Origin of the sequence: Cognatundibacterium luofuense (assembly GCF_018139685.1) — a bacterium.
In the GTDB taxonomy this organism is placed as follows: domain Bacteria; phylum Pseudomonadota; class Gammaproteobacteria; order Burkholderiales; family Burkholderiaceae_D; genus Undibacterium; species Undibacterium luofuense.
The window spans coordinates 70,058-95,884 of record NZ_JAGSPN010000002.1; the positions used below are offsets into that span (position 1 = coordinate 70,058).

General features: G+C 51.7%; 25 protein-coding genes. 12 read left to right on the forward strand and 13 right to left on the reverse strand.

What is annotated here, in order from left to right; all coding sequences use genetic code 11:
• The first annotated feature begins 698 nt into the window (after positions 1 to 698).
• A complete protein-coding gene (rpoD, locus tag KDM89_RS03785; protein WP_230427678.1) occupies positions 699 to 2,840 on the forward strand; it encodes an RNA polymerase sigma factor RpoD in 2,142 nt (713 codons plus the stop codon).
• A gap of 401 nt (positions 2,841 to 3,241) precedes the next feature.
• On the opposite strand, the gene KDM89_RS03790 is transcribed toward rpoD, so the two are convergent.
• From KDM89_RS03790 to KDM89_RS03800, 3 genes are all read right to left on the reverse strand, one after another.
• Positions 3,242 to 3,793, reverse strand: coding sequence for an AAA family ATPase (locus KDM89_RS03790; RefSeq protein ID WP_230427658.1), 552 nt, complete (start codon positions 3,791 to 3,793; stop codon positions 3,242 to 3,244).
• Positions 3,769 to 4,356 carry a nicotinamide riboside transporter PnuC gene (gene pnuC / locus KDM89_RS03795; protein ID WP_212686628.1) on the reverse strand — a complete coding sequence of 196 codons (588 nt, stop codon included), beginning with the start codon at positions 4,354 to 4,356 and terminating at the stop codon, positions 3,769 to 3,771. The genes KDM89_RS03790 and pnuC overlap by 25 nt, the downstream gene beginning before the upstream one ends.
• 179 nt (positions 4,357 to 4,535) lie before the next feature.
• Positions 4,536 to 6,794: a TonB-dependent receptor plug domain-containing protein gene (locus KDM89_RS03800; RefSeq protein WP_212686629.1), complete on the reverse strand. Its 2,259-nt coding sequence runs from the start codon at positions 6,792 to 6,794 to the stop codon at positions 4,536 to 4,538.
• Positions 6,795 to 7,060: 266 nt separating this feature from the next.
• Here KDM89_RS03800 and KDM89_RS03805 point away from each other — a divergent pair, with 266 nt between their 5' ends.
• Complete coding sequence (locus tag KDM89_RS03805; protein WP_212686630.1) at positions 7,061 to 7,693, forward strand: response regulator; 633 nt, start codon at positions 7,061 to 7,063, stop codon at positions 7,691 to 7,693.
• Between the two features lie 92 nt (positions 7,694 to 7,785).
• Here KDM89_RS03805 and maiA read toward each other — a convergent pair whose 3' ends face one another.
• A complete protein-coding gene (gene maiA / locus KDM89_RS03810; protein ID WP_212686631.1) occupies positions 7,786 to 8,442 on the reverse strand; it encodes a maleylacetoacetate isomerase in 657 nt (218 codons plus the stop codon).
• Positions 8,443 to 8,668: 226 nt separating this feature from the next.
• On the opposite strand from maiA, the gene KDM89_RS03815 reads away from it, so the two are divergent.
• Together KDM89_RS03815 and KDM89_RS03820 are read left to right on the forward strand one after the other, a co-directional pair.
• Entirely contained in the window at positions 8,669 to 9,979 is a 1,311-nt protein-coding gene (locus tag KDM89_RS03815; protein ID WP_212686632.1) for a TRZ/ATZ family hydrolase, read from the forward strand.
• A gap of 146 nt (positions 9,980 to 10,125) precedes the next feature.
• On the forward strand, positions 10,126 to 11,901 hold the full coding sequence (locus tag KDM89_RS03820) for a M14 family metallopeptidase (protein WP_230427659.1): 1,776 nt from the start codon (positions 10,126 to 10,128) through the stop codon (positions 11,899 to 11,901).
• Between the two features lie 488 nt (positions 11,902 to 12,389).
• Here the strand turns inward: KDM89_RS03820 and KDM89_RS03825 are convergent, their stop codons facing one another.
• The gene (locus KDM89_RS03825; protein ID WP_212686633.1) at positions 12,390 to 13,328 is read right to left on the reverse strand and encodes a retroviral-like aspartic protease family protein; all 939 of its coding nucleotides are present in this window, start codon (positions 13,326 to 13,328) and stop codon (positions 12,390 to 12,392) included.
• 649 nt (positions 13,329 to 13,977) lie between these two features.
• On the opposite strand from KDM89_RS03825, the gene KDM89_RS03830 reads away from it, so the two are divergent.
• The 3 genes from KDM89_RS03830 to KDM89_RS03840 all read left to right on the forward strand — a co-directional run bounded on the left by KDM89_RS03830 (position 13,978) and on the right by KDM89_RS03840 (position 15,703).
• Positions 13,978 to 14,826, forward strand: a complete 849-nt coding sequence (locus KDM89_RS03830; RefSeq protein ID WP_212686634.1) for a hypothetical protein — start codon at positions 13,978 to 13,980, stop codon at positions 14,824 to 14,826.
• Between the two features lie 65 nt (positions 14,827 to 14,891).
• Complete coding sequence (locus KDM89_RS03835) at positions 14,892 to 15,389, forward strand: endonuclease V (protein WP_212686635.1); 498 nt, start codon at positions 14,892 to 14,894, stop codon at positions 15,387 to 15,389.
• A gap of 59 nt (positions 15,390 to 15,448) precedes the next feature.
• A complete protein-coding gene (locus KDM89_RS03840) occupies positions 15,449 to 15,703 on the forward strand; it encodes a hypothetical protein (RefSeq protein WP_212686636.1) in 255 nt (84 codons plus the stop codon).
• 82 nt (positions 15,704 to 15,785) lie between these two features.
• Here KDM89_RS03840 and KDM89_RS03845 read toward each other — a convergent pair whose 3' ends face one another.
• Positions 15,786 to 17,024 (reverse strand): nucleoside recognition domain-containing protein, encoded by a 1,239-nt coding sequence (locus KDM89_RS03845; protein ID WP_212686637.1) that lies wholly within the window; start codon positions 17,022 to 17,024, stop codon positions 15,786 to 15,788.
• Between the two features lie 152 nt (positions 17,025 to 17,176).
• On the opposite strand from KDM89_RS03845, the gene KDM89_RS03850 reads away from it, so the two are divergent.
• The 4 genes from KDM89_RS03850 (at position 17,177) to KDM89_RS03865 (ending at position 19,849) form a co-directional block, all read left to right on the forward strand.
• The gene (locus tag KDM89_RS03850; protein WP_212686638.1) at positions 17,177 to 17,614 is read left to right on the forward strand and encodes a hypothetical protein; all 438 of its coding nucleotides are present in this window, start codon (positions 17,177 to 17,179) and stop codon (positions 17,612 to 17,614) included.
• Positions 17,615 to 17,714: 100 nt separating this feature from the next.
• Positions 17,715 to 18,017 (forward strand): hypothetical protein, encoded by a 303-nt coding sequence (locus KDM89_RS03855; RefSeq protein WP_212686639.1) that lies wholly within the window; start codon positions 17,715 to 17,717, stop codon positions 18,015 to 18,017.
• Positions 18,014 to 18,814 carry an HDOD domain-containing protein gene (locus KDM89_RS03860; RefSeq protein WP_212686640.1) on the forward strand — a complete coding sequence of 267 codons (801 nt, stop codon included), beginning with the start codon at positions 18,014 to 18,016 and terminating at the stop codon, positions 18,812 to 18,814. Before KDM89_RS03855 ends, KDM89_RS03860 begins: the two co-directional genes overlap by 4 nt.
• Before the next feature lie 6 nt (positions 18,815 to 18,820).
• Positions 18,821 to 19,849, forward strand: a complete 1,029-nt coding sequence (locus KDM89_RS03865) for a GGDEF domain-containing protein (protein ID WP_212686641.1) — start codon at positions 18,821 to 18,823, stop codon at positions 19,847 to 19,849.
• Positions 19,850 to 19,972: 123 nt separating this feature from the next.
• Here the strand turns inward: KDM89_RS03865 and KDM89_RS03870 are convergent, their stop codons facing one another.
• From KDM89_RS03870 to KDM89_RS03890, 5 genes are all read right to left on the reverse strand, one after another.
• Positions 19,973 to 20,650: an OmpW/AlkL family protein gene (locus KDM89_RS03870; RefSeq protein ID WP_212686642.1), complete on the reverse strand. Its 678-nt coding sequence runs from the start codon at positions 20,648 to 20,650 to the stop codon at positions 19,973 to 19,975.
• A 14-nt stretch (positions 20,651 to 20,664) separates the two neighbouring features.
• On the reverse strand, positions 20,665 to 22,197 hold the full coding sequence (locus KDM89_RS03875) for an alpha/beta hydrolase family protein (protein WP_212686643.1): 1,533 nt from the start codon (positions 22,195 to 22,197) through the stop codon (positions 20,665 to 20,667).
• A 364-nt stretch (positions 22,198 to 22,561) separates the two neighbouring features.
• A complete protein-coding gene (locus KDM89_RS03880; RefSeq protein WP_212686644.1) occupies positions 22,562 to 23,371 on the reverse strand; it encodes an HvfC/BufC N-terminal domain-containing protein in 810 nt (269 codons plus the stop codon).
• Positions 23,368 to 24,210, reverse strand: coding sequence for an MNIO family bufferin maturase (gene bufB, locus KDM89_RS03885; RefSeq protein ID WP_212686645.1), 843 nt, complete (start codon positions 24,208 to 24,210; stop codon positions 23,368 to 23,370). Before bufB ends, KDM89_RS03880 begins: the two co-directional genes overlap by 4 nt.
• Before the next feature lie 33 nt (positions 24,211 to 24,243).
• Positions 24,244 to 24,534 carry a BufA1 family periplasmic bufferin-type metallophore gene (locus KDM89_RS03890; protein WP_212686646.1) on the reverse strand — a complete coding sequence of 97 codons (291 nt, stop codon included), beginning with the start codon at positions 24,532 to 24,534 and terminating at the stop codon, positions 24,244 to 24,246.
• 261 nt (positions 24,535 to 24,795) lie between these two features.
• Here KDM89_RS03890 and KDM89_RS03895 point away from each other — a divergent pair, with 261 nt between their 5' ends.
• Entirely contained in the window at positions 24,796 to 25,011 is a 216-nt protein-coding gene (locus KDM89_RS03895) for an RNA-binding S4 domain-containing protein (protein ID WP_212686647.1), read from the forward strand.
• A gap of 11 nt (positions 25,012 to 25,022) precedes the next feature.
• On the opposite strand, the gene KDM89_RS03900 is transcribed toward KDM89_RS03895, so the two are convergent.
• Entirely contained in the window at positions 25,023 to 25,451 is a 429-nt protein-coding gene (locus tag KDM89_RS03900; RefSeq protein WP_212686648.1) for a hemerythrin domain-containing protein, read from the reverse strand.
• Positions 25,452 to 25,591: 140 nt separating this feature from the next.
• On the reverse strand, positions 25,592 to 25,792 hold the full coding sequence (locus tag KDM89_RS03905; protein WP_212686649.1) for a YjfB family protein: 201 nt from the start codon (positions 25,790 to 25,792) through the stop codon (positions 25,592 to 25,594).
• Between the last annotated feature and the right edge of the window lie 35 nt (positions 25,793 to 25,827).

The window sequence follows — 25,827 nt, forward strand, 5'->3', positions numbered from 1 at the left end:
CTGCCCCTGCGGAAGACGCTGCACCTGAAACGGTTGCAGGCGCTGACGCATCCGGCGCTGTGCCTGTCATTACCCGCCGCAAGGTGCGCATCCAGACTATGGCAACCGCCGCCGTTGCTGCGCCGAAAGCCTGGACTGCCGAAGAAATTGAAGCCATGGCACAACTGCCGGAAAGCGAACTCGCTTCCGCTGGCCTGCAGATTCCTGCTGAGCCGGTTGCACCTGAATTGACCGCAGAAACTGCGGCACCGGAAACGGATGCCGCTGCTGCAGTCATGGCTGCTATTGTGACGCCGGCAGAACCTGAACCGGTTAAACCGGAAGTGAAAGCCGAAATTCGTGCCGATCTGCGCGCGGAACTGCACACACTGAACGGCAATGATTTGCAAAAACCGCGTGCTGCAGTGATTCGTAAAACACTGGCAACACCTGCTAAAAAATTACTGCTGGCAGATCAGCAACAAGATAACCGCAATGTTGCGGGCAGCACTGTGAAGAAAGAAGCACGCATCAGTAATTCGCGCTTTGCAGAACCTTCGCCAGTCAAAACACTGAAACCTGTGAGCGCCACGCCGACACGCACTATAGTGCGTGCAGCTGCACCGGTAAGCACTCCTGCACCTGCAGCGCCTGTCGCCCGCTTTGAACAGCCTGCCATCATTGCACCTGTCAGCGCTCCTGCGCCAGCCGCACCGGCAATGTCTGCGGCAACTGTTACGCCGGTTGCACCTGCAGTCAGTCTGCGCGCAGAAACACCGGTAACACGTCCGGTTGTTGCCGAAGCACCGGCAAAACCTGTCGTGGCAAGCTTCAGCGAAGTCGATGCCGCAGCACTGCTGACACCAGTGAAAGATGTGAAACGCGGCCGTAAAGCCGTGGATGCGGATAACGAAGGCGATGAAATCGCGATGCTGAATGCCGCGGAATCTGCTGAAATCAAACTGGCAGCCCGTGCACGCACCCGCAAAAAAGATACCCCGGAAGCGGAAGCCGCCCGTCTGGAACACTATCGCAAGCAATTAGCGAAACTGATCCGTCTGGGCAAAGACCGTACTTACCTGACCCACGCTGAAATCAATGACCATCTGCCGGAAGAAGTCGCGGATGCGGAAATGATTCAGGAAGTGATCAGCACCCTGAACGATATGGGTATTGCTGTGTACGATCAGGCGCCGGACGCAGCAATGATGCTGCTGACCGATACCGTGGTCAGCAATGTCAGCGACGATGAAGCAGAAACGGTTGCCGCGTCTGCGCTGGCCACTGTGGATTCTGATTTCGGTCGTACCACTGACCCTGTCCGTATGTATATGCGTGAAATGGGTGGCGTGGAATTGCTGACACGCAGCGGTGAAATTGAAATCGCTAAGCGTATCGAAGAAGGTCTGAAAGACATGGTGCAGGCAATTTCTGCCTGCCCGGTCACGATTTCTGAAATTCTGGCAATTGCCGACCGCATCGAAAAAGATGAAATCCTCGCGGACGACGTTGTCGATGGCTTTATCGCTGCCGAAGAAAACGAAAACACCAGCCTGATGCTGAACGACGGCGATGATCTGGATGACGATGTTGGCGAAGATGACAATGTTTCCGACAGCGTCGGCGGCATCAGCGACGAACAACTGGCGCAACTGAAAGCGACAGCAATGCAAAAACTGCGTTTCGTTGCCAGCAACTTTGAAAAACTCAAAGAAGCGCGTGCCATGGACGGTTATCAGTCTGCCGCTTACCAGCAAGCCCAGCGTGCGATTACGGCAGAACTGCAAACCATTCGTTTCACAACCAAAACAGCAGAAAAACTGTGCGATACCCTGCGTAAGCAAATGAAAGAGTTGCGTACAGCAGAGAAGCAACTGATGGATCTGGTGGTGAACCGTTGCGCAATGCCGCGTGAATACTTCATCAGCATGATCAAAGTACACGCGACCAATCCTGACTGGTTTGAACAGGAAATGGCTTCCGGCAAGCCTTACGCCGCTGCGCTGTCCCGTCATATCCATGCGGTACGCGAACAACAGCGCCGTCTGATTGATCTGGAGAACCGCGTTGAACTGCCACTGAGCGATTTGCGCGATATTAACCGTCAGATGATTGCCGGTGAAAAACGTTCTGCAGAAGCCAAACAGGCGATGACTGAGGCCAATCTGCGTCTGGTGATTTCGATTGCGAAGAAATACGTCAACCGTGGTCTGCAATTCCTGGATCTGATTCAGGAAGGCAATATCGGCTTGCTGAAAGCGGTCGATAAATTTGAATACCGTCGCGGCTACAAATTCTCGACCTATGCAACATGGTGGATTCGTCAGGCAATCGCCCGCGCGATTGCGGATCAGGCACGCACGATCCGCGTTCCGGTACATATGATCGAAACCATCAATAAGATGAACCGTGTTCGCCGCCAGTTGCTGCAATCCACTGGTCTGGAACCGGAACCGGTTGCTATCGCAGAGAAAATGGGCTTACCGGAATCCAAAGTCCGTGAAATTCTGAAAATTTCTAAAGAACCGGTATCGCTGGATGTCCCAATCGGTGACGATGGTGATTCCGCACTGAGCGACTTTATCGAAGACGGCAATACGATGTCGCCTATGCACGCAGCAATGCAGGCATCGGTCAATGCGAAACTGAAAGAAGCACTGGATGGCCTGAGTCCGCGCGAAGCGAAAGTCTTGCGTATGCGTTTCGGTCTGGAAACCTCCACCGAATTCACGCTGGAAGAAGTCGGCAAACAGTTTGAAGTAACGCGTGAACGTATTCGTCAGATCGAAGCGAAAGCGATGAAGAAACTGCGTACACCAGGCAAAGCAGAACAATTGCGCAGCCTGATGGAAAACGAATAATTCCGAGCTGATCGCAGTAGTACAAAACAGAACGCCCGCCAATATCGCGGGCGTTTTGTTTTGAGTGTCAGCAAACTTATGCATTGCAAACACTGCGGGAAATCATCGCCCTGCGCATGCTCCGGCGGGCGACACAGCAAAAAAATAAAGCACTCCCTGAATGCTGTGACTGTGCAAAAATCCGCATGTGCGATTTCCGGAGCGCCAGCGTTTCTGCCGACGACCGCCAGATCGCTATGCTGAAACCCGCATTTACACTGAAAAATGGCCTTTGACGGCACTTTTGGATGCAACAACGGGCTTTGCCCGTCAGACTCAGCTTAAAACGGTCTTCAGCCCGAAAGCCAGAAAAACAAAAGCCGCTCAGCGAGCGGCTTGAACAGCAACAACCGGTAATCAACTCAGGCGCCGATCAGAAAATCCATCGCAAACGCGACCTGATCCAGCCGCTCCTGCATACCACCTGCCAGCAGCAAATGCGGGATTTCACGCTCTTCCAGTTCCTGTTGCAGTTTGTCGTGAATGCGCTGACGTACAGCAGGCGATTCGCGCTGCAAACCGTCATCAACCCATGCGAAATCCGGTGATGTCAGCAAGGTGAAATCATAGGTGTGCGATGCAGCCAGCTCAAACAATGGCAGATCGGCTTTGCCGAAATAATGTTCGCTGTATAAACGAATCATCAGCGGCGAAGTATCACAAAACAGGAACTGATTTGCCTGCGGCAATAACTCTGCCTCGCGCTGCACCTGCATACGGGCAATCTCAATCTGCTCATGTTCTTTTGGTGTGCGCTGATGCTGCGCGACAAAGTCACGCAGATATTCCGGCACCCACACCGTGTTGTAATGCTGCGCAAGTGCCTTTGCCAGTGAGGTTTTCCCACTGCACTCCGCACCGACGATCACGATTTTCTGAACCGGTTTACTTAATTCTGTAAGTCCTGCTTCCAACGTTTCCACCCCTGTACTGCCATCAACACAAAAATACCGTATAACACCGCGGTCAGCTGCAAACCTTTATACAGATACAAACCTACGTACAACACGTCCACTGCAATCCAGATCAGCCAGTTTTCTATCCGCTTTTTTGCGAGCAGATACTGCCCAACCAGACTGCCTGCCGTCAGAAATGCATCGCTGTATGGCACATCGCTGTCGGTGTACATGCGCAACGCGGCGGCAATCGCCACAAACGATAAGCCCCAGCTGGCAAACACGGCAACCTGCCCGCGCTGCGTCAGTGCAGTTACCGGCAATGCGCGCTGCTCGATACCGCGTAACCACCAGATCCAGCCTTGCACGGACACTGCGACAAATACGATCTGCAAAGCCATATCGCCATACAGCGCAGACTGATAAAACACCACGCCGTACATCAGCGAGGATGCGATCGAAAACAGCCATGCCCAGTGCAACTGGCGGACATTCAGCCAGACCGTCACCACCGACAACAGAAAAGAAATCAGTTCCAGCCAGCTGGTGCTGAACGGACCGATGACCAGTGCATCGTTCATGCTGTACCCTGTAAAAAGTCAGTCCGGCATTATCGGCGATGATGGCGGTACTGTCATGAAAAACTTTGAAAAATTGCCCCCGGACAGACAAGCTGTACGGGGGCAAGCTATTACGGCATTCTGATGCGCACCATCATCGTACACATCGAATTTCAGATCAGGTTTTCAGCAATCTGAAATCAGAACTTATGTTCAAACATCGCGCGGAACGTCACGGTCGTTGGTGTGTAGTTCGTTTGCACAATCGAACCGGCAGTATTGTAGTAGGTCGATTGCGACAGATTATCCTGATGCAGCCAGTTCGATACCGAAGCACGCAGGCTGGTTTTCGGATCAAATTTCCACAATGCATATACATCCACAACGCGCTTCGGTGTTGCATAAGCAGTACGGTCTGCAGCGATACGCACTTCGCCCGCACCCTGATATCCATAATTACCACCGACCGTCAGCGGCGTACCGTCGATTTTGTAATCAACACCAACGTTTGCGCTGACCGGCGTTTGTGAAGCAAGACGATTATTCGGACCAGGTACAGAACTCAGATTCGAGAAATTAAACGAAGCATTGGCGCGGAGATCAATAGATGGCGCATTTTCCATCAGTGCACGCAATGGCATCTTCGCATCCAGCTCTATGCCTTTGGTGGTTGCGTTACCGGCATTTGCAGGCATCGATACCCAGCGACCATCGATCAGATTCAGCTGCGTAATCACCACATCGGTGATCTTGCGCATATACACGCTGGCACTCAGCACACCGCCCTGTGGCATGTAATGTTCGTAAGCCAGATCCAGACCCCATGCCAGCTCCGGCTTCAGATTCGGATTACCGGTGGAGTCCGGATTGGTTTGTTTATTGTCTGTCGACAGGAAACGACGCGGTATCAGCGAATTGGTATCCGGTGCTTTGTAAGTACGGGTCAGGCCAAAGCGCAACTGATCATTTTTACTGTCAGGCAGTTTGTACAGTGTTTGCAGAATCGGGCTGAATACGCTGGAACGGTTTTTCACATCCGCGTAAGTATTACCGGAGCTCTTGGTTTCCAGACCTTCCCAGCGCAGACCGGCATATACCGACCATTGCTTGGTAACATTCCATTCGTCCTGCGCAAACAAAGCCAGACGTGACACCGTTGCATCAAAATCTTCGTTCAGATTAATCGGCGTTAACTTGTTCCCGGTGACCGGATCTGCCGAGACAACATCAGCCTGCGTACGTGTTTCATTGCGCTTGGAATACTCTGCATCCCAACCGATAACAACGGAATGATCTTCAATGAAAGGTGCGCTGTATTTACCGCTGGTTGTCCAGCCTTTCGCCGTTCCGGTCGATGAAGTACTACGATTCAGAATCGATGCGCCATTGTTCCCGAAGCCTGCCAGATCCACATCGGATTCGCGTTTATTCAGGTTAACACCAAACTTCACATCCAGCTTGGCACTGTCTGCCATGCGGTGTATCCAGTTCAGATTGCTGCGCAGCATCGCAAATTCAGAAGTAACGCGCTGCATATCGGACAGATACTGCGGCTGTGGGCCGCTTGGTGCGGAAGTCACTTCTGAGTTGTAACCTCTGAAGCGGTTCGCATTGATAAAACTCTGACTGGTGATGATGTCACCGTTCGGCAAATTCCAGTTAACACGTGGCGACATACCGAGTCCGTCAAACGTGCCCCAGTTGTTTGAATCTGTGCGCTGATTACCTGTTTGTTTACCGGTCGTATCGAAATATTGTGTTGTGGAATAAGAAGGACGCTCAAATTTTCCGTGATTCAGATTACCGGAGACAGAATACGACATTGCACCGGCTTTATCAGATATCTGGAAATTCACATTGGCACCGTACTTACCACCATCTGACTGGCCACCGGCTTTGATTTCACGCTGCGCAGTCTGAATTGCGCGCTTCAGAACGATATTAATCGCACCGGCAACCGCCTGTGTACTCAGTTCTGCGGTTGCAGCGCGGATGACTTCAATGCGTTCAATCAGATCCGGTGAAATCGAATCCAGCGAAAAACCCGGCGGGCTTGGCTCGCCATTCAGCAGAATCTGCGTATAACCAGCACCGAGTCCGCGCATACGGATTTCACCGCCGCGTCCCTGCACACCACCAATTGTGACGCCCGGCAAACGTTTCAGCACATCACCGACAGTCGTGTCGCCGAAACGAACGATTTCTTCCTGCGTGACAACGATTTTGGTTGCAGTGTCCTGACGACGCTCGTCGTAACCCTTTGCACCCTGCACTTCAACTTTTTGCACGGCTCCTGTATCCGGCACTGCTTTCTTTACGTCAGCGGCTTTTTTCGGTGCTTCCTTTACCGGTGTTTCAGGTGCTTGCTGTGCATGTGCAAATACCGGCAGTGTCATCATCACTGCCAATGTCAGCATACGCTTAGAAGTATTTGGCATCTTGGCTTTTTGGTTTTTCATCTTAGTCAGATTGAGTCATTACTGCGCTTATGATGCTGCATTGCACGAGAAAGTTCCCCGCATTTGAACATCGTTAATCTTTGATACTTTTCAGCGCCTGCAGTAACACTGCGATACATTGCCAATGCGCAATTGCTTCACACCGGAACCCGTAGTAATGAAGTATTTCAGCCACAAAGCGATGTCAGCAGCGCTTGATTAAGGGATGCAGTTCACATATCATGGATTAGTAAAAGGACTTTATCCAAGCACCAGGGAGCACACTGATGATGTCACAACACAGTAAAACGCCCGGCTTGATAAGTAAGCGCTGCACGCAATCCACGGGCAATCTGACATTTGGCAGCGACTATTTTCTGACAGCACATCCTTCGCTGATTTTGCAGGATGGCATCTCGTCTGCATGCGAAACGGACGACGATCTGATCAGCTTTGCTGATGAAGAAGCGGACGACTCCATCCACAAAAATGAACTCACGCCCTGGAAAATCCTGATCACGGATGACGATAAAAACGTCCACGAAACCACACTGCTGGCACTCAGCGGTGTACGCATACACGGACGTCCGCTGCAATTCCTGCATGCTTACTCTGCGGGCGAAGCAAGACAGTTACTGCAAAGCATTCCTGATGTCGCCCTGATTTTGCTGGACGTTGTCATGGAAACGGTGGATGCAGGCTTACGTCTGGTGGAAGTGATTCGCGGTGAAATGAATCAGCATGACATCAAAATTGTGTTACGCACCGGCCAGCCGGGTTATGCACCGGAAGATCAGGTCAGTCACCAGTTTTCGATTGACGGTTACACCACCAAATCCAAACTCACGCGCTCATTACTGATTTCCGTACTCAGCGACATTCTTGGTGATGCACACAAAGCCAATAGTTTCGCCAGCTGAATCTGTTTATCTGTAACAACATCCGCGATACAAAATAAAACAGCCCCGTTGTGACCGGGGCTGTTTTATTTTCAGCGCGGAAAAGTACCGCTTTATTCCGCATCGGGTTGCGCCGAAGGCTGCGCCTGCTGGAATGCAGGTAATGCCATACAGCGCTCATACACCGCCATCAGCAAAGGCGTGGCCGACAAATCACACTGAAAACGCTGCGCATTAAAAATTTGCGGAATCAGCACGCATTCCGCCAGTCCCGGCTGTTCACCGAAGCAAAATGGCGTTTGCACCGGGCGTTGCTGCAGGCGCTGCTCCAGCACTTGTAAACCACTTTCACACCAGTGTTTATACCAGGCATTTTTCTGTTCATCGCTGGCACCCAGCGTTTGCGATAAGTATTTCAGGATACGCAGATTATTGACCGGATGAATTTCACAGGCGATCGACAATGCAAATGCGCGTACCGCTGCGCGGCTGGCGGCATCCTGCGGCAGCAAAGGATGCTCAGGATGGGTTTCTTCCAGATATTCAATGATCGCCAGTGACTGACTCAGAATGACTTCGCTGTCCGCACTGTCATCGACCAGCGCAGGCACCAGTCCTTCCGGATTGATGTGACGATAGGCTTCCGATAACTGCTCCCCGCCGTTGCGCAGCAAATGGATACCGGCATGCTCGTAAGAAATACCTTTGAGATTCAGTGCAATACGCACACGATACGAGGCAGAACTGCGGAAATAGCTGTACAAGCGCATAAGAATGTCTCCGGAAAAGGATAAGTTATGCCCGAATTGTAACAATCAGAATAGACGCCTGCACATACCGCAAGAATACGGTACTGCTGCAGCCGACTTCTGCCTGCAGGCATGCAACAGGTATTTTTGAATCAGCTTCTATATAATGAGGCACGATTTTGCCCTGCCACACAGCATCTGCACATACGCCGCAAACCGCTGCGCAGGGCCACAAAAAGGATACACAATGACAATAACATGCCTGCACCCTGCTTATCTTATTCCGGTTGAACCTGCCAGTCAGGTACTGACCGGCCATGCGCTGGTGATGAATGACAGCCTGATCGAAGCCATTCTGCCATCTGAAGAAGCGCGACTGCGCTATCCGGATGCAATCCATCAGGATTTGCCGAATCACGCGCTGACACCGGGCTTCATCAATCTGCACGGGCACTCAGCGATGAGCCTGCTGCGCGGACTGGCCGATGATCTGGCGCTGATGGACTGGCTGAATCACCATATCTGGCCCGCCGAAAAAGCCCATGTTTCCGACGAATTTGTATTCGACGGCACCAGCTTTGCGATGGCGGAAATGCTGCGCGGCGGCACGACCACAATCAATGACATGTATTTCCATCACACAGCGGTGGCGCGCGCAGGTATCGCTTCCGGCATGAATACCGTGGTTGGCTGCAGCATTCTGGAATTTCCTACAGGCTATGCGCAGGATGCCGCTGGTTATCTGCAGTTAGCAGAAGATGCGATCAATGAATACCGTGGACAGGCTGGCATCGGCTTCACACTCGCACCGCATGCGCCCTACACCGTTGCCGATGATACTTTCCGCAAAGTCGCTGCGATGGCGGCGGACAAAGGCGTGCGTATTCACTGCCATATTCACGAAACCAATGACGAAGTTCAGGGCAGCATCAGCCAGTACGGCAAACGTCCGCTGGCACGTCTGGCGGAACTCGGCTTGCTAAGCGAGCAACTGATCGCCGCCCACATGGTACACACCACAGACGAAGACATCGCACTGCTGGCAAAACACGGCGTGCATATTGCCCATAATCCGGCTTCCAATCTGAAACTGGCGTCTGGTTTCGCCCGCGTGCATGCAATGCAGCAAGCCGGTATCAATATCGGTATCGGTACCGATGGCGCGGCCAGCAATAACAAGCTGGATATGATGGCCGATACCCGCCTCGCAGCGATTCTGGCGAAAGCACAGTCCAGCGATCCGACCGCAGTGAATGCGCATACTGCGCTGCGCATGGCGACACTGGATGGCGCAAAAGCACTTGGCTTGGCAGACCGTACCGGCAGCCTGACTGTTGGCAAGCAAGCCGATGTGATCGCGATTGATTTATCGGCAATTGAAACCCAGCCGGTATTTGATCCGGTATCGCATGTGATTTACGCTGCCGGACGCGAGCAAGTCAGCCACGCCTGGGTACGCGGCAAAGCCTTACTGGTCAACCGCGAACTGCAAACGCTGGACCAGCAGGCGCTGCTGGCCAAAGCACGCTGGTGGCAGCAACGCATACACCCACAATGAACCAATGAACTTTTGATCCGCTGAGCCGTCTGACTGCACGTCGGGCGGCTTTTTCTGCCGGACAGGCCACAGCGGCCATCCCTCCTGATTCACGGCGCACCGACGCGCCCGGCCGGTTTCCGGTTCGTACTTTCTGTTGATTGACGATGATGATGCATAAGTTATTGCCAGCGGCGCTGGCTTGTCTGTTTGCAGTACCGGCGGCAATGGCCGCTGAAAACATGGTGACAGTGGCGGAAAAATCGCAGTTCACCAAAACCGGCCGTTACACAGAAGTTGATACCCTGTGTAAAAACTTCCAGAAAAATTACCCGAAATGGGTGCGCTGTCAGGAGATCGGCCGCTCGCCGGAAGGCCGCCCGATACTGGTGCTGATCGCCAGCAAAACCGGCGCACTGACGCCCTTATCGGTAAAAGAAAAACAGATTCCGGTCACCTTAATTCAGGGCGGCATTCACGCCGGAGAGATTGACGGCAAAGATGCCGGCTTTCTGGTGTTGCGTGAATTATTTGAAAACCCGTCCAGCGATGTACTGGACAAACAAGTCGTGATGTTCGTCCCTGTGTTCAACGTCGACGGGCATGAACGCTTCGGCAAATGGAACCGTCCCAACCAGCGCGGCCCGGAAGAAATGGGCTGGCGCACCAGTGCACAGAATGCGAATCTGAACCGCGATTACGCCAAGGCCGAAACACCGGAAATGCAAGCCATGCTGCGTCTGGTGAACCAGTGGGACCCGCTGGTGACTATCGATTTGCACGTGACTGACGGCGCCAAATTCGAGCACGATATCTCGGTACAGATTGAACCGAAGCATGCCGGCGATGAAAAGCTGCGCACCGCCGGACAAATGCTGCAACAAGCCGTTTTGCAGGACCTGAGCAAAGCCGGTTCCCTGCCGCAACCGTTTTATATGTCGTTTAATCAGGAAGACGATCCGATGTCCGGTTTCACGGATGAAGTACCGGGCGCACGCTTTTCCAACGGTTATTTCATGCTGCGTAACCGCTTTGGCATTCTGGTCGAAACCCATTCGTGGAAAGACTACGCCACCCGCGTCCGCATTACCCGCAACACCCTGCATGCAGTCCTGAATCAGGTCGCCCAGCAAGGCATGCAATGGAAAAAAATGGCCGAAGAAGCGGATATGCAGGCGATGCGCATGGCGGGCAAAGATGTTCCGGTCAGCTACCGCACCACCGATGCTTACAAAACCGTGGAATTCCGTGGCTATGCTTACACCCGCACCCAGTCGGATATTTCCGGCGCGCTGATGACACGCTACGATGAAAGCAAACCGCAAATCTGGCGCGTGAAACTGCGCGATCAGAACGTACCGGACAAACTCGCCCGTCTGCCCGAAGGTGGCTATGTTGTACCAGCGGCGTGGGCGAAAATGGTGGTCGAAAAACTGCGCGCACACGGCATCCAGTTTCAAGCCCTGACCAGCGGCTGGAAAGATGTTGGCGTTGAACGTTTCCAGACCGAAAAAGCCAGTTTCCGTCCTGTTTCATATGAAGGCCGTCAACCGCTGGAAGTCAAAGGTCAGTGGGTTGCCGATCAGAAACTGCAGTTCGCCCGCGGCAGCATCTTCATCCCCTCTGCCCAACCGAAATCAGCGTTGGTAGCAACGCTGTTTGATCCGGCTTCCGCCGACTCTCTGCTGAGCTGGGGCTTCTTCAATCAGGCTTTCGAACGCAAGGAATATATGGAAGCCTATGTCGCCGAAGACGTCGCCCGCGAACAACTGGCAGCCGATCCGGAATTACGCAAGCAATTCGAACAAAAACTGCGCAGCGATCCGGCATTCGCCAAAGACCCTGCAGCACGCCTCGAATTCTTCGCCCGCCGCCACAGCTCCTGGGATACGGCTTACCAGCAATATCCGGTCTACAAAACGGCGCTGATTCCGAAAAACTGACATGTGAACACGGGCGACGGATCACATGCCCGTACCCTTGCCCCTACCCGAAAAATCAAAACCGGCCTTTGTCAGGGCCGGTTTTGATTTTTATCCACTCTGAATTATCCGCCGTCCGGCACAACAATCAGCCACACATTATGCAGAACTCCGCATCACCCTGTTTCGGAGAGCCAGACTTTCTGCCGACGACCGCCGGATCGCTGTGCTGAACACCGCATTTGGGGCATTTTCAGGACTTTACGGGGTTGTATCAGGCAAACACACGTAGCAGTTCACGAAGCAGGCTGCCCGATGGGTACGGAGATTGTTCTGGATTGAATGAAGTTGTTAGTCCACTTGCCACCAGCGGAAGTAAATACTGTAATTAACAACTCTAAATCAACCTATACCGGCCTGAATCAGACAAAAGACTCTCTCAAATACCCAGTACGGCTCAGGCGGCAGAACGCTCAGACTGTGCGTTCTGCTGATGACTGACGACTGACTTATTTCGCGGGATATGTGGCGATATAAAGCTGACGGCTACCCATAGAAAACAGTACACGGTGATGCATTAAAAAATCTTTGCCCAGTAAAATTTCGATTATCTGGTTATCACTAACAGGAAGCTGATTGACCGTTATCTCTTGATTTTTGAAAATCAGTTCACCAATTTTTACTTCATCCAGCGTCGTCCTCCAGGACTTCTCTTTTCCTGTGCCTGCACCAACGGCCGAATCTCCTTGTGTCAGCCTACCGGAAGAAGGGTCTATCCCGATACGCTTTGCGGCAACCGTACTTAACGTAGAGCGTTCGGCCGCTGTATCGACAATGGCGACAAATTTTTCGCCATTAATCGTGATGATAAAACTTGGTCGATCATCGTCTTTGTCAACTGGAAAAAATGGGACAGCCGTCATCGCCCATTCTGGCGCCGGATAGGTTGTGCAATTCTGTGCACGGTAAAATTTAATTTCTTTTCGCTGTAAGTTGACTTCTAAGTCTGATTGCAATAAATAGTCTGCGCCTGCAATTGCATCAAAATAGGGTTTGAAGCCCATGCCATTCAATACATACAGGTAAGGCTTATCGACGCGGATATTACCTATTGCCAGACTGTTGAGCTTGGTCACTGAACTGCTGACTGCCCCACCAATACCCTTTGCGGTACCGCTGGGTTTTCCAACACGAAGATTAAGTTTTTCTGCCGCTTCCGGCATGATGTACGTCAGGCTTGAACCAGTGTCCAATAATAATGTTGCCGGCTTTTGATTGATTTCGCCCTCAATGACTGGCAGGGAATTTCCATCTCTAAATGAGACCGGCAAGCTTGATAAAACCTGATATTCACACGCAGCCTCCTGCGCAAATACCTGAGTTGCAGCCAACGATTCGAGGCTAAGCACGCAGATCGCTAAAAGCGAATTCTTGATTTTTTTCTTCATATTTGGGGTATATACAGGCGGTTGAATTAAAAAATACGGCGGTGTGGAATATAGCCTTTTTATCAAAATTATTAAAATTAAAATTACTCGAAATACTATGGAACCACAAAAATGTGGCTTCTTAGAAAAAAGGGGACTGCTCTGATGAACATCATGAATTTCATGGGAGGGGGAAGCTCAGCTGACTGATAAGCCGCACATCCGCTTGCCAGTAAAAATAAAACCGGTTTTCTCAGGGCCGGTTTTGTTTTTTATCCGCGGGAAATTCGTCCGCTATCCGGCATAACAATCAGCCACACATTATGCAGAACTCCGCATCACCCTGTTTCGGAGAAGCAGACTTTCCGCCGACGACCGCCGGATCGCTGTGCTGAACACCGCATTTGAGGCATTTTTGGGGCTTCACGCTGTGGTTGAAGCACGGTGCAGGATATCATCAGCAATGTCGGCGCCGACTCTTGCAACCACACCGCAATTTTGTATCGTGCAATTTTTCCGGAGCACTGGCAAACGGGAATGTGAACGTTGTAACATGCAAACCGGTTAATCAAATGGGAACTGTGTACATGGAGACCAGTACTTCTCGTATTCAAATGACGCGGAATACCTGGACCACAAATAATCAGTTCCCCCTCACAGAAACATCTGAATGAAACGCATACTTCTGAGTGAAATGACCAACGTGAATGGGCTCCTTTACTATCAAGGAAACTTATTCTCAGGCGTGTCGTATGAAAGGTTTGACGATGAGACCGTCCGCGCGTGGTTAGTTCATGATGGGCGGCTGGACAAGCCCTATTTATCGCCTTATTTCGATGACCGCAGTGATCTTCTTCACGTTGATTTGTCTGCCGGTATGTCAGATTACGAAATACCGTGTTTCGACGGAAAACCTTACAGCGGGATTGCCTACTCATTTGAGAAGGATTACTGCGAAAGGGAAGCCCTGTTGATCGAGGGGGATGTAATTTCAGACACCTGGTGGAGTAACGATGGCATATTGTTGCGTTACGAACAATATACCCCTGATTATAGCGAAATATATGAATGGTACAGAGATGGGGCTTTGAAACGCTGCAGTATCTGGAGGAGAGATTCTTTTAATGGTGCTTTGACGTATTCACAAGATGGGCATCTTAAAGGGATTGGTAGCCGACGTGGTTTTTTCGGCGAATTTAGTCGTATCGCCAGCAAATCACCAGCATTTCCCGTGCGCAACGTATCAGACCTTTTTACGCTGCAATGTGCTGAAGAAGTGTGGCTAGTTGGTGAAGATATCGATGACTTTTTTGTCGGAAATATGTGTGAGGCAGGCATGCTCATGCAGACAAAAAAAATATGTATCGTTGATACATCCATTACCGATAGCGGAATAACGCTTCTTGCAAAATGCCCGTTGCTCAGGAATTTTGATATTCAAGAGAAGGATGTGCATAGGCTGCAACTGTTGAAAGCAGCGCTTGCCGGAATGGAATCAATTCAAGCTAAATTCAGCTAGATCATTTCAAAAAATATGATTCAGTGTAACCAGAAAGTACAAGCCTGCAATGAGGTGGCAGTTCAATGATATTAGCCGTAGACGTTGGATATTCAGAAAATGGCGCTAAGGCAGTTGGGGCTATTTTCCATGACTGGGAAAGCGAAACCATCCACAAGAAATTCGTGGTGGACATACCAGAAGTGGAAGAGTATGTTCCGGGACAATTTTTTCGACGCGAATTGCCTTGTATTGAAAAAGTGCTGGAGTCAGTAGATGAACCTATCGACTGTATCGTGATTGATGGTCACGTCAGCTTGGGCGAATCACAGGCGCCGGGACTTGGCGCAAAGTTGTGGGAAAAATTAAATGGCGCTATACCCGTGATTGGCGTAGCAAAGTCAGCCTATTTAGGAAACCCTGAAGAAGCAAAACTATTTCGAGGACAAAGTACGCGCCCATTATTCATTTCTGCCAAGGGCATGACATTAGAAGAGGCTAAGCAGCGTATCCAGCAAATGCGCGGGAAATACCGTTTGCCGGATATTTTAAAATTGGTTGATCAGATTAGTCACGGGTACTAAAACCCATTTTATCAATATCCCCCGTGTCGACTTCTCATGCCGCGTGTTCACATTCACAGATGACGCGAAGAGAAGAACTGACTGATAAGTCGCCCTACATCTTCCTGAAAAACAAAACCGGCCCTCATCAAAGCCGGTTTTGTTTTTTTATCCGCGGGAAATTTTCCCGCTATCCTGCACAGCAATCAGCCACAGATTATGCAGAACTCCGCATCACCCTGTTTCGGAGAAGCAGACTTTCCGCCGACGACCGCCGGATCGCTGTGCTGAACACCGCATTTGGGGCATTTTCGGGGCTTTGCGGGGTTGTTTGAGGCTGGCGTGCGGAGCATCGCGGCAGCACGGGCAGCCGGATGCCGTCCGTGGCTGCGCTGCCCTGCCCGCTTCGTTCAGATTTCAATGGAAGAACAGATAAGCCACGCCAATCGCGGCGATCACGCCTGCCAGATCTGCCAGCAAGCCCATAGGAATCGCGTAGCGGGTTTTGCGGATGCCGACCGAGCCGAAATACAGGGCGACGATGTAGAAGGTGGTGTCGGCAGAGCCCTGGAAAATGCAGGCCAGACGTCCGGCAAATGAATCCACGCCGAAGGTTTTCATGGTGTCGACCATCATGGCGCGTGCGCCGCTGCCGGATAAGGGTTTCATCAGCGCGGTTGGCAAGGCATTCACGAAGTCTGTGTTCCAGCCGAATGCGGCGAACAGGGCTTCAAAGCCTTTCACAATCAGGCCGAGTACACCGGAATTGCGCAGTAAGCCAATCGCCACCAGCATGCCGACCAGATACGGGATGATCGTCAGCGAGGTTTGTATGCCGCCTTTTGCGCCCTCGATGAAGGTGTCATAAACATTCACGCCTTTACGCATGGCAGCGATGATAAAGCCGGTAATGATCAGTAACAGCAGGAAGTTGGCGCTGACTTTGGAAAAGGTTTCCAGTTCGGCGCGCGTCATCCATTCACTCATACCCCAGACCATTGCTGCGATTGCCGCGCTGATACCGCCGAGCCAACCGAGCAAAACACGGTCCCACAGATTGATGCGCTGGCGTATCGCCACGGCCAGCATGCCGGTGACCGTGGCCACATAGGTTGCAATCAGACATGGGATGAAGATATCCGACGGATTCTGCGCGCCCAGCACCGCACGCTGCGCCATAATCGCGAGCGGAATCAGGGTCAGGCCGGAGGTATGCAGCACCAGAAACATGATCTGCGCGTCACTGGCGGTTTCTTTGTCTGTATTCAGGCTTTGCAGGCTTTCCATGGCTTTCAGACCGAATGGCGTCGCTGCATTATCCAGACCGAGTAAATTGGCAGAAAAGTTCATCACCATATGGCCATTGGCCGGATGATCTGCCGGAACACCGGGGAAAATCCGCGAAAAAAACGGCGCAATTTTACGCGCCAGCCACGCCACCACGCCGGCCTTTTCACCAACCTGCATCAGGCCCAGCCACAGCGTCATGACGCCTGCCAGCGGCAAGGCGATGTCCATCACCGCAATGCGGGCGGATTCAAAAGTGCCGTCCATCATGCGCTTAAAGACTTCGGTGTCGCCCAGAAACAAAAACTGCAATACCGCTGCCGCAAAACTGACCAGAAAGAAGCCTATCCAGATGTAATTCAGAATCATTGCGTTTACTGAAATCAAAACCGCCAATGTATAACGAAACTGTGCTGCGGGAACAGCCTTTTTGACTGCTGTGATCCGGCCATACATTCTGTCAGCCGGATGCGGACCTGCGCCGTTAAGGGCATATCCCGATTTTATTTACGGAGTTCATGATGCGATTCGCACTCCTGACTGCCGCGCTGCTGGCCAGCGCACTGCACACTGGCACGGCTTCCGCCCAGCAATGGGATAACTGGAGTTACTCCGGTTATAACCCGCCACCGCAAATCACCTATGAGTATGTGTATTACCCGGCGCAGCAAGTCTATTACTCGCCGCGTTTCCGCACCTGGTACTGGCCGGAACGGTCGCGCTGGGTGGAAAGCGCGTATTTGCCGTCGTATATCCGTGTTGATTACCGTTCCGGCGGTTACAACATCCGTTTATCCAGCCGCACACCATACACGCAGCATGTGTATGTAGAGCAACAATATGGTCACTTGTGGCGTCGCGTGCCGGAATGGCGGCAGGAGTACCGTGAAGAGCGCTGGGAAGACAGACATCACCGTCCGCACCACCATCACCACGGGCATCACGGCCACCGCGACTGAGCTGATCGGCAAAAATCCGGTACGAAATGCGCCTACGCAAGCCTGCACAGTCAGAGTATGATGACAAGAACATCAACTCAGCGCATACGAAAGGCAAGCGATGAATGCACGCTCGTATATCGTTCTGTCCAAAGCCAAGCCCGGCCAGCAACTGGCCGAGGCGGTCACGGATCAGCACGGGATGGTGTTATTACCAGCCGGTGCCACCCTGACAGTGAATCACCTGCAGCATTTGCAGGATCACGGCGTCAGCATCCTGAGTATTCAGACGCCAGCCAAAGCAGTCACTGCTGATCCGCAACAACTGACGCACCGGCTGAATCATTTATTCAGTACTGCCGGCAATTCAGAGGCAGCGATGCAGTTGCGTCTCGCTATTCAGCATTACCGGAGTCAGTCATGAACAGCGCAGCGACGTTTGATCCTGTTCCGGCCCTGTCAGAATTGCAAACGCTGCCGGTCATGCCCGGCGTATTACGTTTGCTGCACGAAGCTGGCAAACGCGATACGGCAGAGCCTGCAGAGCTCAGTCGCCTGATTGCACTGGACCCCGGACTGACCGCTAAACTACTGCGTTTAACCAATGCATCACACTTTGGCGCGAACTCCAAAGTCGTGACAACGGATCAGGCTGCGGCACTGCTGGGCAGCAAGCAATTGCTGCAAATGGCGGCAGTCACCAGCCACCACAATCCCGCCTCACAATTACCTGCGGAAGCACTGACCCTGCTCTGGCGACGCAGTATCGCAACAGCATTTTGCGCCAAAGCCATCGCACGTACACGCAATATGAAGCACGGTTACGCTTACACAGCTGGCTTGCTGCACCGTTGCGGCGATCTGGTTTTATTGCTGCATCCGGGTCTGCAACGCACAATGCCGGAAGGTGATATTCCGCTGACCGTGATTGACGCGGGCGCCGCACTCGCGCATCAGTGGCAATTCGCGGATACCATCACCGACGCCATTTCTCATTTCAGCACGCCACCGGAAGACCCGCATCAGTTACTGGCGGCAGTTGTTCATCTTGCAGATGCTTTCGTGACTGCACTTGATCTTTGTGGGGACGCTACAGCCACACTGCCCTTGCTGAGCACTCACGCATGGGATACCCTAGCGCTGACAGAGGCAGAATGCCTGCAGGTTTTCCGCGAGACAGAAATGCACGCGCTGGCGACCTTCGATTTACTTCAGATCTGATTCTTTATGCTGCTGGACAAAACGGTTTTAGAACGCGTCAATACGTTTAAACATCTTGAATACCCGCTGGAAGCCATACAACTGTTCAGAAATATTTCAGATAACAATCTGGGCGTCATCCGCCACCTGATTCAGGAGTGCGAAATTGTCCGTGCCCGTGCCGGGCAAACGGTACTGGATGCCAGCAGCGCTGGTTCCCGTCTTTATATTGTGCTCAGTGGCGCGCTTGGTGTCACCATGCTCAACGAAGATGGTAATCATCTGGAAAATACCATCACCCAGTACTTACCCGGTGAATGTGTCGGAGAAATTTCCGTACTGGATGAAGAAATTCATTCCGCAACGGTATCCGCGATTCAAGACAGCATGCTGCTGGTGATTGAGTCCGGCATTGTGTGGCAACTGATCGACGAATCAAACGGCGTAGCAAGAAATTTGCTGCAATTGCTGTCTTTCCGGATTCGAGCTGCCAATGCGCAAATCCGCAGCCGTAAAAAAGTCGGCGAGTTTTACCGCCAGTTATCGATGGTCGATGGTTTAACCGGCCTCCATAACCGCGCATGGCTGAACCAGCAATTACCATCATTAATTCAGGCTGCACTGGGCAGCAATCAGCCGCTGAGCATTGTGATGGTCGATCTGGATCATTTCAAACGCTTTAACGATACCTACGGCCATCTGCGTGGCGACGATGCATTACAAGCGGCGGCAAAGGTGCTGAACTCGGGATTGCGCCCGACAGATTTTGCAGCCCGCTACGGTGGTGAGGAAATGCTGGTGATTTTGCCGGATACCGATTTACCCGCAGCCAGCATCGTTGCAGAACGCCTTTGTCAGCGCCTGCGCAGCGCACCGGTTTTTACTGATTCAGATAAACCTTTGCCGCATATCACAGGCTCCTTCGGCGTCGCAACATTGCAGGAGGGCGAAGATTTTCAGAAATTACTCGATCGCGCCGACAGTGCCCTGTACTTCGCAAAGCAATCCGGTCGAAATCAGGTTGCCTGTGCGCCTGTATTGAACAGGACAAATTAAACATTACCGACATTCGTTACAGAAAGCTGCGACAGGCGGATCAAAACAACATTATTGTCTGAATGTTTGCATGGCAAATAAAAAAGGGAGCTTACGCTCCCTTTTTACTTCAGATGACTGGCATCAGAATGCGTAACCAACACCTACCGTGACAACGATCGGTTTGAAGTCGATTGTTGTTGTGCGGTCGATACTACCTGTTGTTGCACGCAGATCCGTTTTTACTTTCGCAGCTGCAACGGAAGCACACAAACGCCATTTTTCAGTCAGCTTGTAGTTCACACCGATCTGTGCTGCCAGACCCCAGGAACTGGTCAGGTTGATCTTAGTAGGTCCACCTGTTGCCAGATCGTTGGCTGGTGTCGAGTTCGCATCAAAGAACTGTGTGTAGTTCACGCCGGCGCCGACGAACGGACGCAGGTTATCCGACGGAGAACCAAAGTTATAGTTCGCGAATACAGTCGGAGCACGCTGTTTCACCTTCGCCAGTACACCGTACGGAGCCAGTTTGCCACGGCCAAATACTTCGTGCTCTGGTGGAATACCGGCAACAAAGTCGATATCCCAGTGGTCAGTCAGACGCTTTGTCACACCGAACAACAGAGTTTTCGCGTTACCCACTGTGATACCAGCTGGTTGCGGTGTCAGGAATTCAGGGCCATTGCTCTTGAAATCAGGAGATTCAGGATGCAAAGCGATGCCGATCACACCTGCACGGACAGTAATACCCAGATCTTCCGCGAAGCTGCTGCCTGCTGCTAATGTCAGGGCGACTGCTGCTGCAATTTTCAATACTTTCATTGTCGGCCTCCTGATTAGTTAGATTGCGCCAGAACTTGCTGGAAGAAACCACGTGCTGCCGCATTGCAGAACGGTGGAACCAGAGTGCCATGGTATGCACTGGCAACAGCGGTTGCCGGATTCTGACCCGCAGCTTGTGCCGCTGCAATCACTTTCGCTTTAGAAGTCGCAAAGCCAACTTTTGCTGCTGCAAACGGATCCGTTGCGCCGGTTACTGCAGAATCAACGTCAAGAACAGGCAATGCAGCTGCAGGGAAGCCTTTACCCTGGAAGAATGCCTGAGTCAGCTGAGTATTCACCCAGAACACTGTCGGATCAGCGTTACCGCCGCACAGCATGACAGGGTTTGCAGGTACAAAATTACGCAGATCGTTTTTCAGTGCTGCTTTACGGAACGGATGTGCCGGTGTGCAGTTCAGCGGATCCAGAGGATTTGCGCCACATTTGTTCGTTTGCAGATCAGCCAGATAAGCATTGCGGAACGATGTTTTGATCAGGTTGCCGTCACCGAAGAATGCTGCAAATTGTGCAGATGTCGGGCCAGGCAGCGAATCTTTTGCGAATGTCGCTGTTTGCGGCAGTTTGCCGGAAGTGAACAAATCGCTCAGTGTGTACTGACCAGGAATCAGAGATTCGATACCGGTTGCGTATTTATCTTCATAAATATCGCTCGGAGTGTTGTACAGACCACCGTAAGATTTTTGCCAGCCGGTTGTGATCATAGGCAGGAACGCTGTACCACCCAGATTCGGGCTGCCTGCGAAAATTGCATCACCCATTGTGCTGATTGCATAAGGGCCGGACATACCAGCAGTTGCAGTCACTTTGAACTCAGAAGAGTAAGTGGATTGCATTGCTTTTTGCGTTGCCAGTGCAACGTGACCACCCTGAGAGTAACCAGCGATCATCAGTTTGCCGGAATCCTGCGCACCGATCACAGGGAATGCTTTACGTGCAGCACGCATGGCATCAACCATGTCGTTCGCTTGCTGTTCAGCGTTCAGGTAAGGATGGTAAGACAGGGAGGAAACATCGTAACCGGCGTAGTTTGGCGCAACCACGATGAAACCCTGCGCTGCATAGATCGCAGCTGCGAGCGTTGCTTCAGCGTAGCCGGACACGTTCGCCATGTTGAATGCTTTTTCAACAGTGGTGCCATGCGCGTACAGAACGACCGGACGCGGACCGGTACATGCCGGATCAGAGCCCGACGGAATGTACATTGCCGCAGTTGCCGTCGCTGGCTCATTGGCGCCACCGACGGTTGCATATTTCATGTAGTAGATAGACAGTGCGCATTTCGGCGTACCTGTCACCTGTGTGATGCCAGGAGAACCGGCTTCCAGTTTCGCAGCGAATGCGGCTGGTTCCAGTTTAGGCAGTGCTTCGCCGTTTGCTTGCGGAATCGGCACCTGAATTGGCGGGCTTGCGAGCAAAGTACCGCGAGCCATGGAATCAGTTACTGTCGGACCAGGTGTCCCGCTGCCACCACAAGCTGCCAGAACAGCAGTTGCGAGCAGGGATAACGCGACGTGGTGTTGACGCATTGTTGTCTCCTCTAAGAATTATGTAGTCAAGTTTGCAGAAGCAGCCGTCTTTAAATGGAACGAGCGTTCAAAAAACTCAGGTTTAGTATCTCACCGGCACATTTACTATGGTAGTAAAAAGCACAAATCTAGAGGAAATCCTCTTAATTAAAAAACCTTAAGTCTAAAGCGGAAATAAGCCGCATAAGGGCGCGAATTATAGGCGCTGCCGATCAATTTTAAAAGACGATTTCAGCATAACTTTGATTATGCTGATTTTGCAATCTGACACAATTGAATTCGCGTTTGTGGGATTTTTGCGACGTCGAAAAAAGCACCTCGCTTTACACCGACAGAGCCATGTGAAGCCTGTCCGGAAGATGAATCAGTGAGTCGTCTGACAGTTGTTGTTTTCAGCCTGCTCTGCCGAAAATAAACCCAGCGCCAGCCATTGCTGCACTCTCTGCAAAAGCAGATCCGCAGATCCAGGCTGCTCATCCAGCAATAACATCAACACCTCACCAAGTGCTGCGCCATGATGCAGTACTGACAACGCATGAAATTCCGCTTCAGTAATAATGCTAACTAACGGCTTCCATTCCGGTCTGCTGATCAGCACATGCTGTGGTTCTTCGCGCCAGCGCAAGCCATCGAATTGATCAGTCTGATGTGCGAGCCAGATGTCAGCAGCATTTCCCGGCAATCGCAGCAAATGCACACTGGCAGCGAGCTGCATTCGGGCAGACATCAATTGCGCCACATCACCTCCACACTGCTGTACCAGCAACGGTAAAGTCAGCAATGGAATATCCGGTGCGTAATACTGACGATGAATGTACCACTCCAGCGCCGCAACTTCGGCAAGATAAGGAAAATCTGCGGCAACTGGACTTTGTCGCAGATATTGCGGAAATACGTCGCCGTACAGATGCAAATCACCACTGCATGATGGTATCTGCGACGCAAAATCATCTGCCAGTGAATGAAAACAAAGCTCGCCGGTTAACTGCCGGATAACCGGATAAGCCTGCGCGAGCACTTGCCTGCGCAAGGCCCGCTGGCTGTCGCGATATAAAGCCAGACCTTCCGAATACGACGGTACGAGAATAGCGTGCAAGTCAGGCGATTCGCTGCCACATATTGCCTTCAGCAAATCAGCCTGCCATCCGAGATCCGGCATTTCATCCTGCTTCATGCCTGACTCCCGCAAGCTGCCCGAATTTCCCTGATATATTGCAGTTCTTGGAGGAGATCCAGCAACGGCGGAATATCCGCGTCACGCTCGATCATCGCTGGCACAGCAGCAGCGCCGTGCTGACAGGCAAAACGGAATAAATCCCACACAGGGTCCGCCACAGGCCTGTCATGGGTATCAAACAATAATGTAGTTTTGTGCCGATGTCCGGCCAGATGAATTTCAGTGATTTGCTGTGCAGGCAAAGTCAGATAATGCAACAACTCCGACTTTGCATCGGTGCCGTGATTCCATTGACTCACATACAAATTATTGATGTCGAGCAGAACACCGCAGCCCGTACGTCGCGCCAGCTCGACCAGAAATTCCGCCTCTGTCATGTCCGCATCCTGAAACCGTATATAGGAAGACACGTTTTCAAGTGCGATGCTCCGCCCGAGAAACTCCTGCACCTGCTGCACACGGGCAGCCATCCAATCCAGCAAATTGCGCTGCATTGGCAAAGGCAGCAGTTCATTGGCATATACCCCGCCAGCCGCATTCCAGCATAAATGTTCTGAAACTGCGGCAGGCTCAGTACGTTCAATCAAGGCTTTCAGCCGCGACAAATGCACCGTTGAAAGCGGGGACGCTGAGCCTATACCCAAACCAACGCCGTGTAAGCTCAGCGGATAATCTGTACGCAGCCGCAACAGTACATGCAGATCAAAACCGCCATCGCCGAAATAATTTTCAGAATGCACTTCCAGCCAGTCCACTGGCTGTTTAGCGTTCAGAAAATCCGGATAATGCGCATGACGTAAGCCAAGTCCGACGCCTTGCAGAGGCGAAGCAGCCATCTTTTCCGCTGAAACGACGCTATTCACACCGGTTTATTTACTCATTTCCATTACTTTAGCCCCCTTATCTTTCGGGTCCGTCTTACCGCCAAGTTTTTCGCAAGTACCGGCTGGTACTTTTTTCCATTCATTCGGATCATTATCCTTAGTCGCCTGCCCTGCACAGCCATGAGAACCATCTTTGCTGGCGCAATCATTCTGCCCGGCCTTTGCAACACCGTAGCAACGCTCGGACTTGGATTTCGCCGGTGCATCTGCAGCTTCTGCCGCACCCGCAGTGATCAGACCTGCCAGTACGGCTGCAATCATTGCCTGCTGATTCATTTATCACTCCTTTAAACTGAAAAAAATTTCCGCAAATTGCAGTAAACAATGTTGCGCATCATACCTATCCTGCTCAAACCCTGCATCATTTTGCGATATCTGAACTCAGTTGCGATATGCGCTTACCGGTCGGCCGATAAGGTGTAAAGTAAGAGAAGGCAGATAACGCCCCTGCAAACCATCACAGCATTGCCGGCCGGTTTGTCCGGATGCGACCCGTTCTGGTGTATGCTTCACCCTTTTTTGCTCAGAAAGTCCATTATGGAAAAGATTACCGTCCCGCTGCGCGGTGAGTTCATTGAACTGAACCAGCTGTTAAAAATCGCGGGAGTTTGCGATAGTGGTGGCGCCGGAAAAATGATCGTGGCGAGTGGCGATGTGACGGTTGATGGCCAGCAGGAATTGCGTAAAACCGCCAAAATCCGTGCCGGCCAGGTAGTACAGATCGGTGATATCCGGATTACGGTCACCGAATAAGCATTGATTGCTTAAGCAGGCGTTTGCTCAGCAGCAGGCGCCGGCGTTGCATTCCACGCGATCATAAAGCGCGCCAGCATATTATCCATTGTGTCCACATGGTGCTCAAACCAGTGTGGCAACTCTTCTGCCAGTTTTTGTCCCAGATCTGTTTCGCCGGCCAGATAGCGGCTGCGGACTTCGCGCATAATTTCCAGTACAGAATCGTGCTCTTGTTTGTGGCAGCCAACTGGCGGGAAATTCGTTTCTTCCATCCAGCGATTTTCCTGCTCGAAATGTTCAATCGAGTGCGCAATCAGCGCGTCGAGCCGCTCGATAAAGGTGTCCGGCGTTCCTTTGCCAAGTGCCGCGCACAAGGTAACGAATTCCACATGCGTTTCATCCATCGGGCCATAACTCAGCTTCAAGCGGTCTGACCAACCCCATTCTGTGTTTTCCATACATATTCCTGAAAATTCAATGCAGCGGCATTATCCGCCATCAGCAGTATTTTCGCTTGCGTCAGATCATGTGCATTCTGCGAACGAGCATAAAAAAATGCGGCAAATGCCGCATTTTTAAGTGACTGCAAAACCGTTTTTCAGGCGGTCGTGTTGATATTGCGACCCAAATGGGAAGGCAGATTACTGGTTGCCTGATTATTCGGTATCGCCTCAATCAGTGCAGTGGCGCTTTCGGTCTGAATTTCATTGGCTTTTTTGAGAACAGCAATGCTGACCGCCTGTGCGTTGCCAACATCCGCCAATGTTGTAGACAATTTCGCAATTCCGGTGACGTCCATGACATTACTCCTGATCTGTACGTCTCAGTTAACGT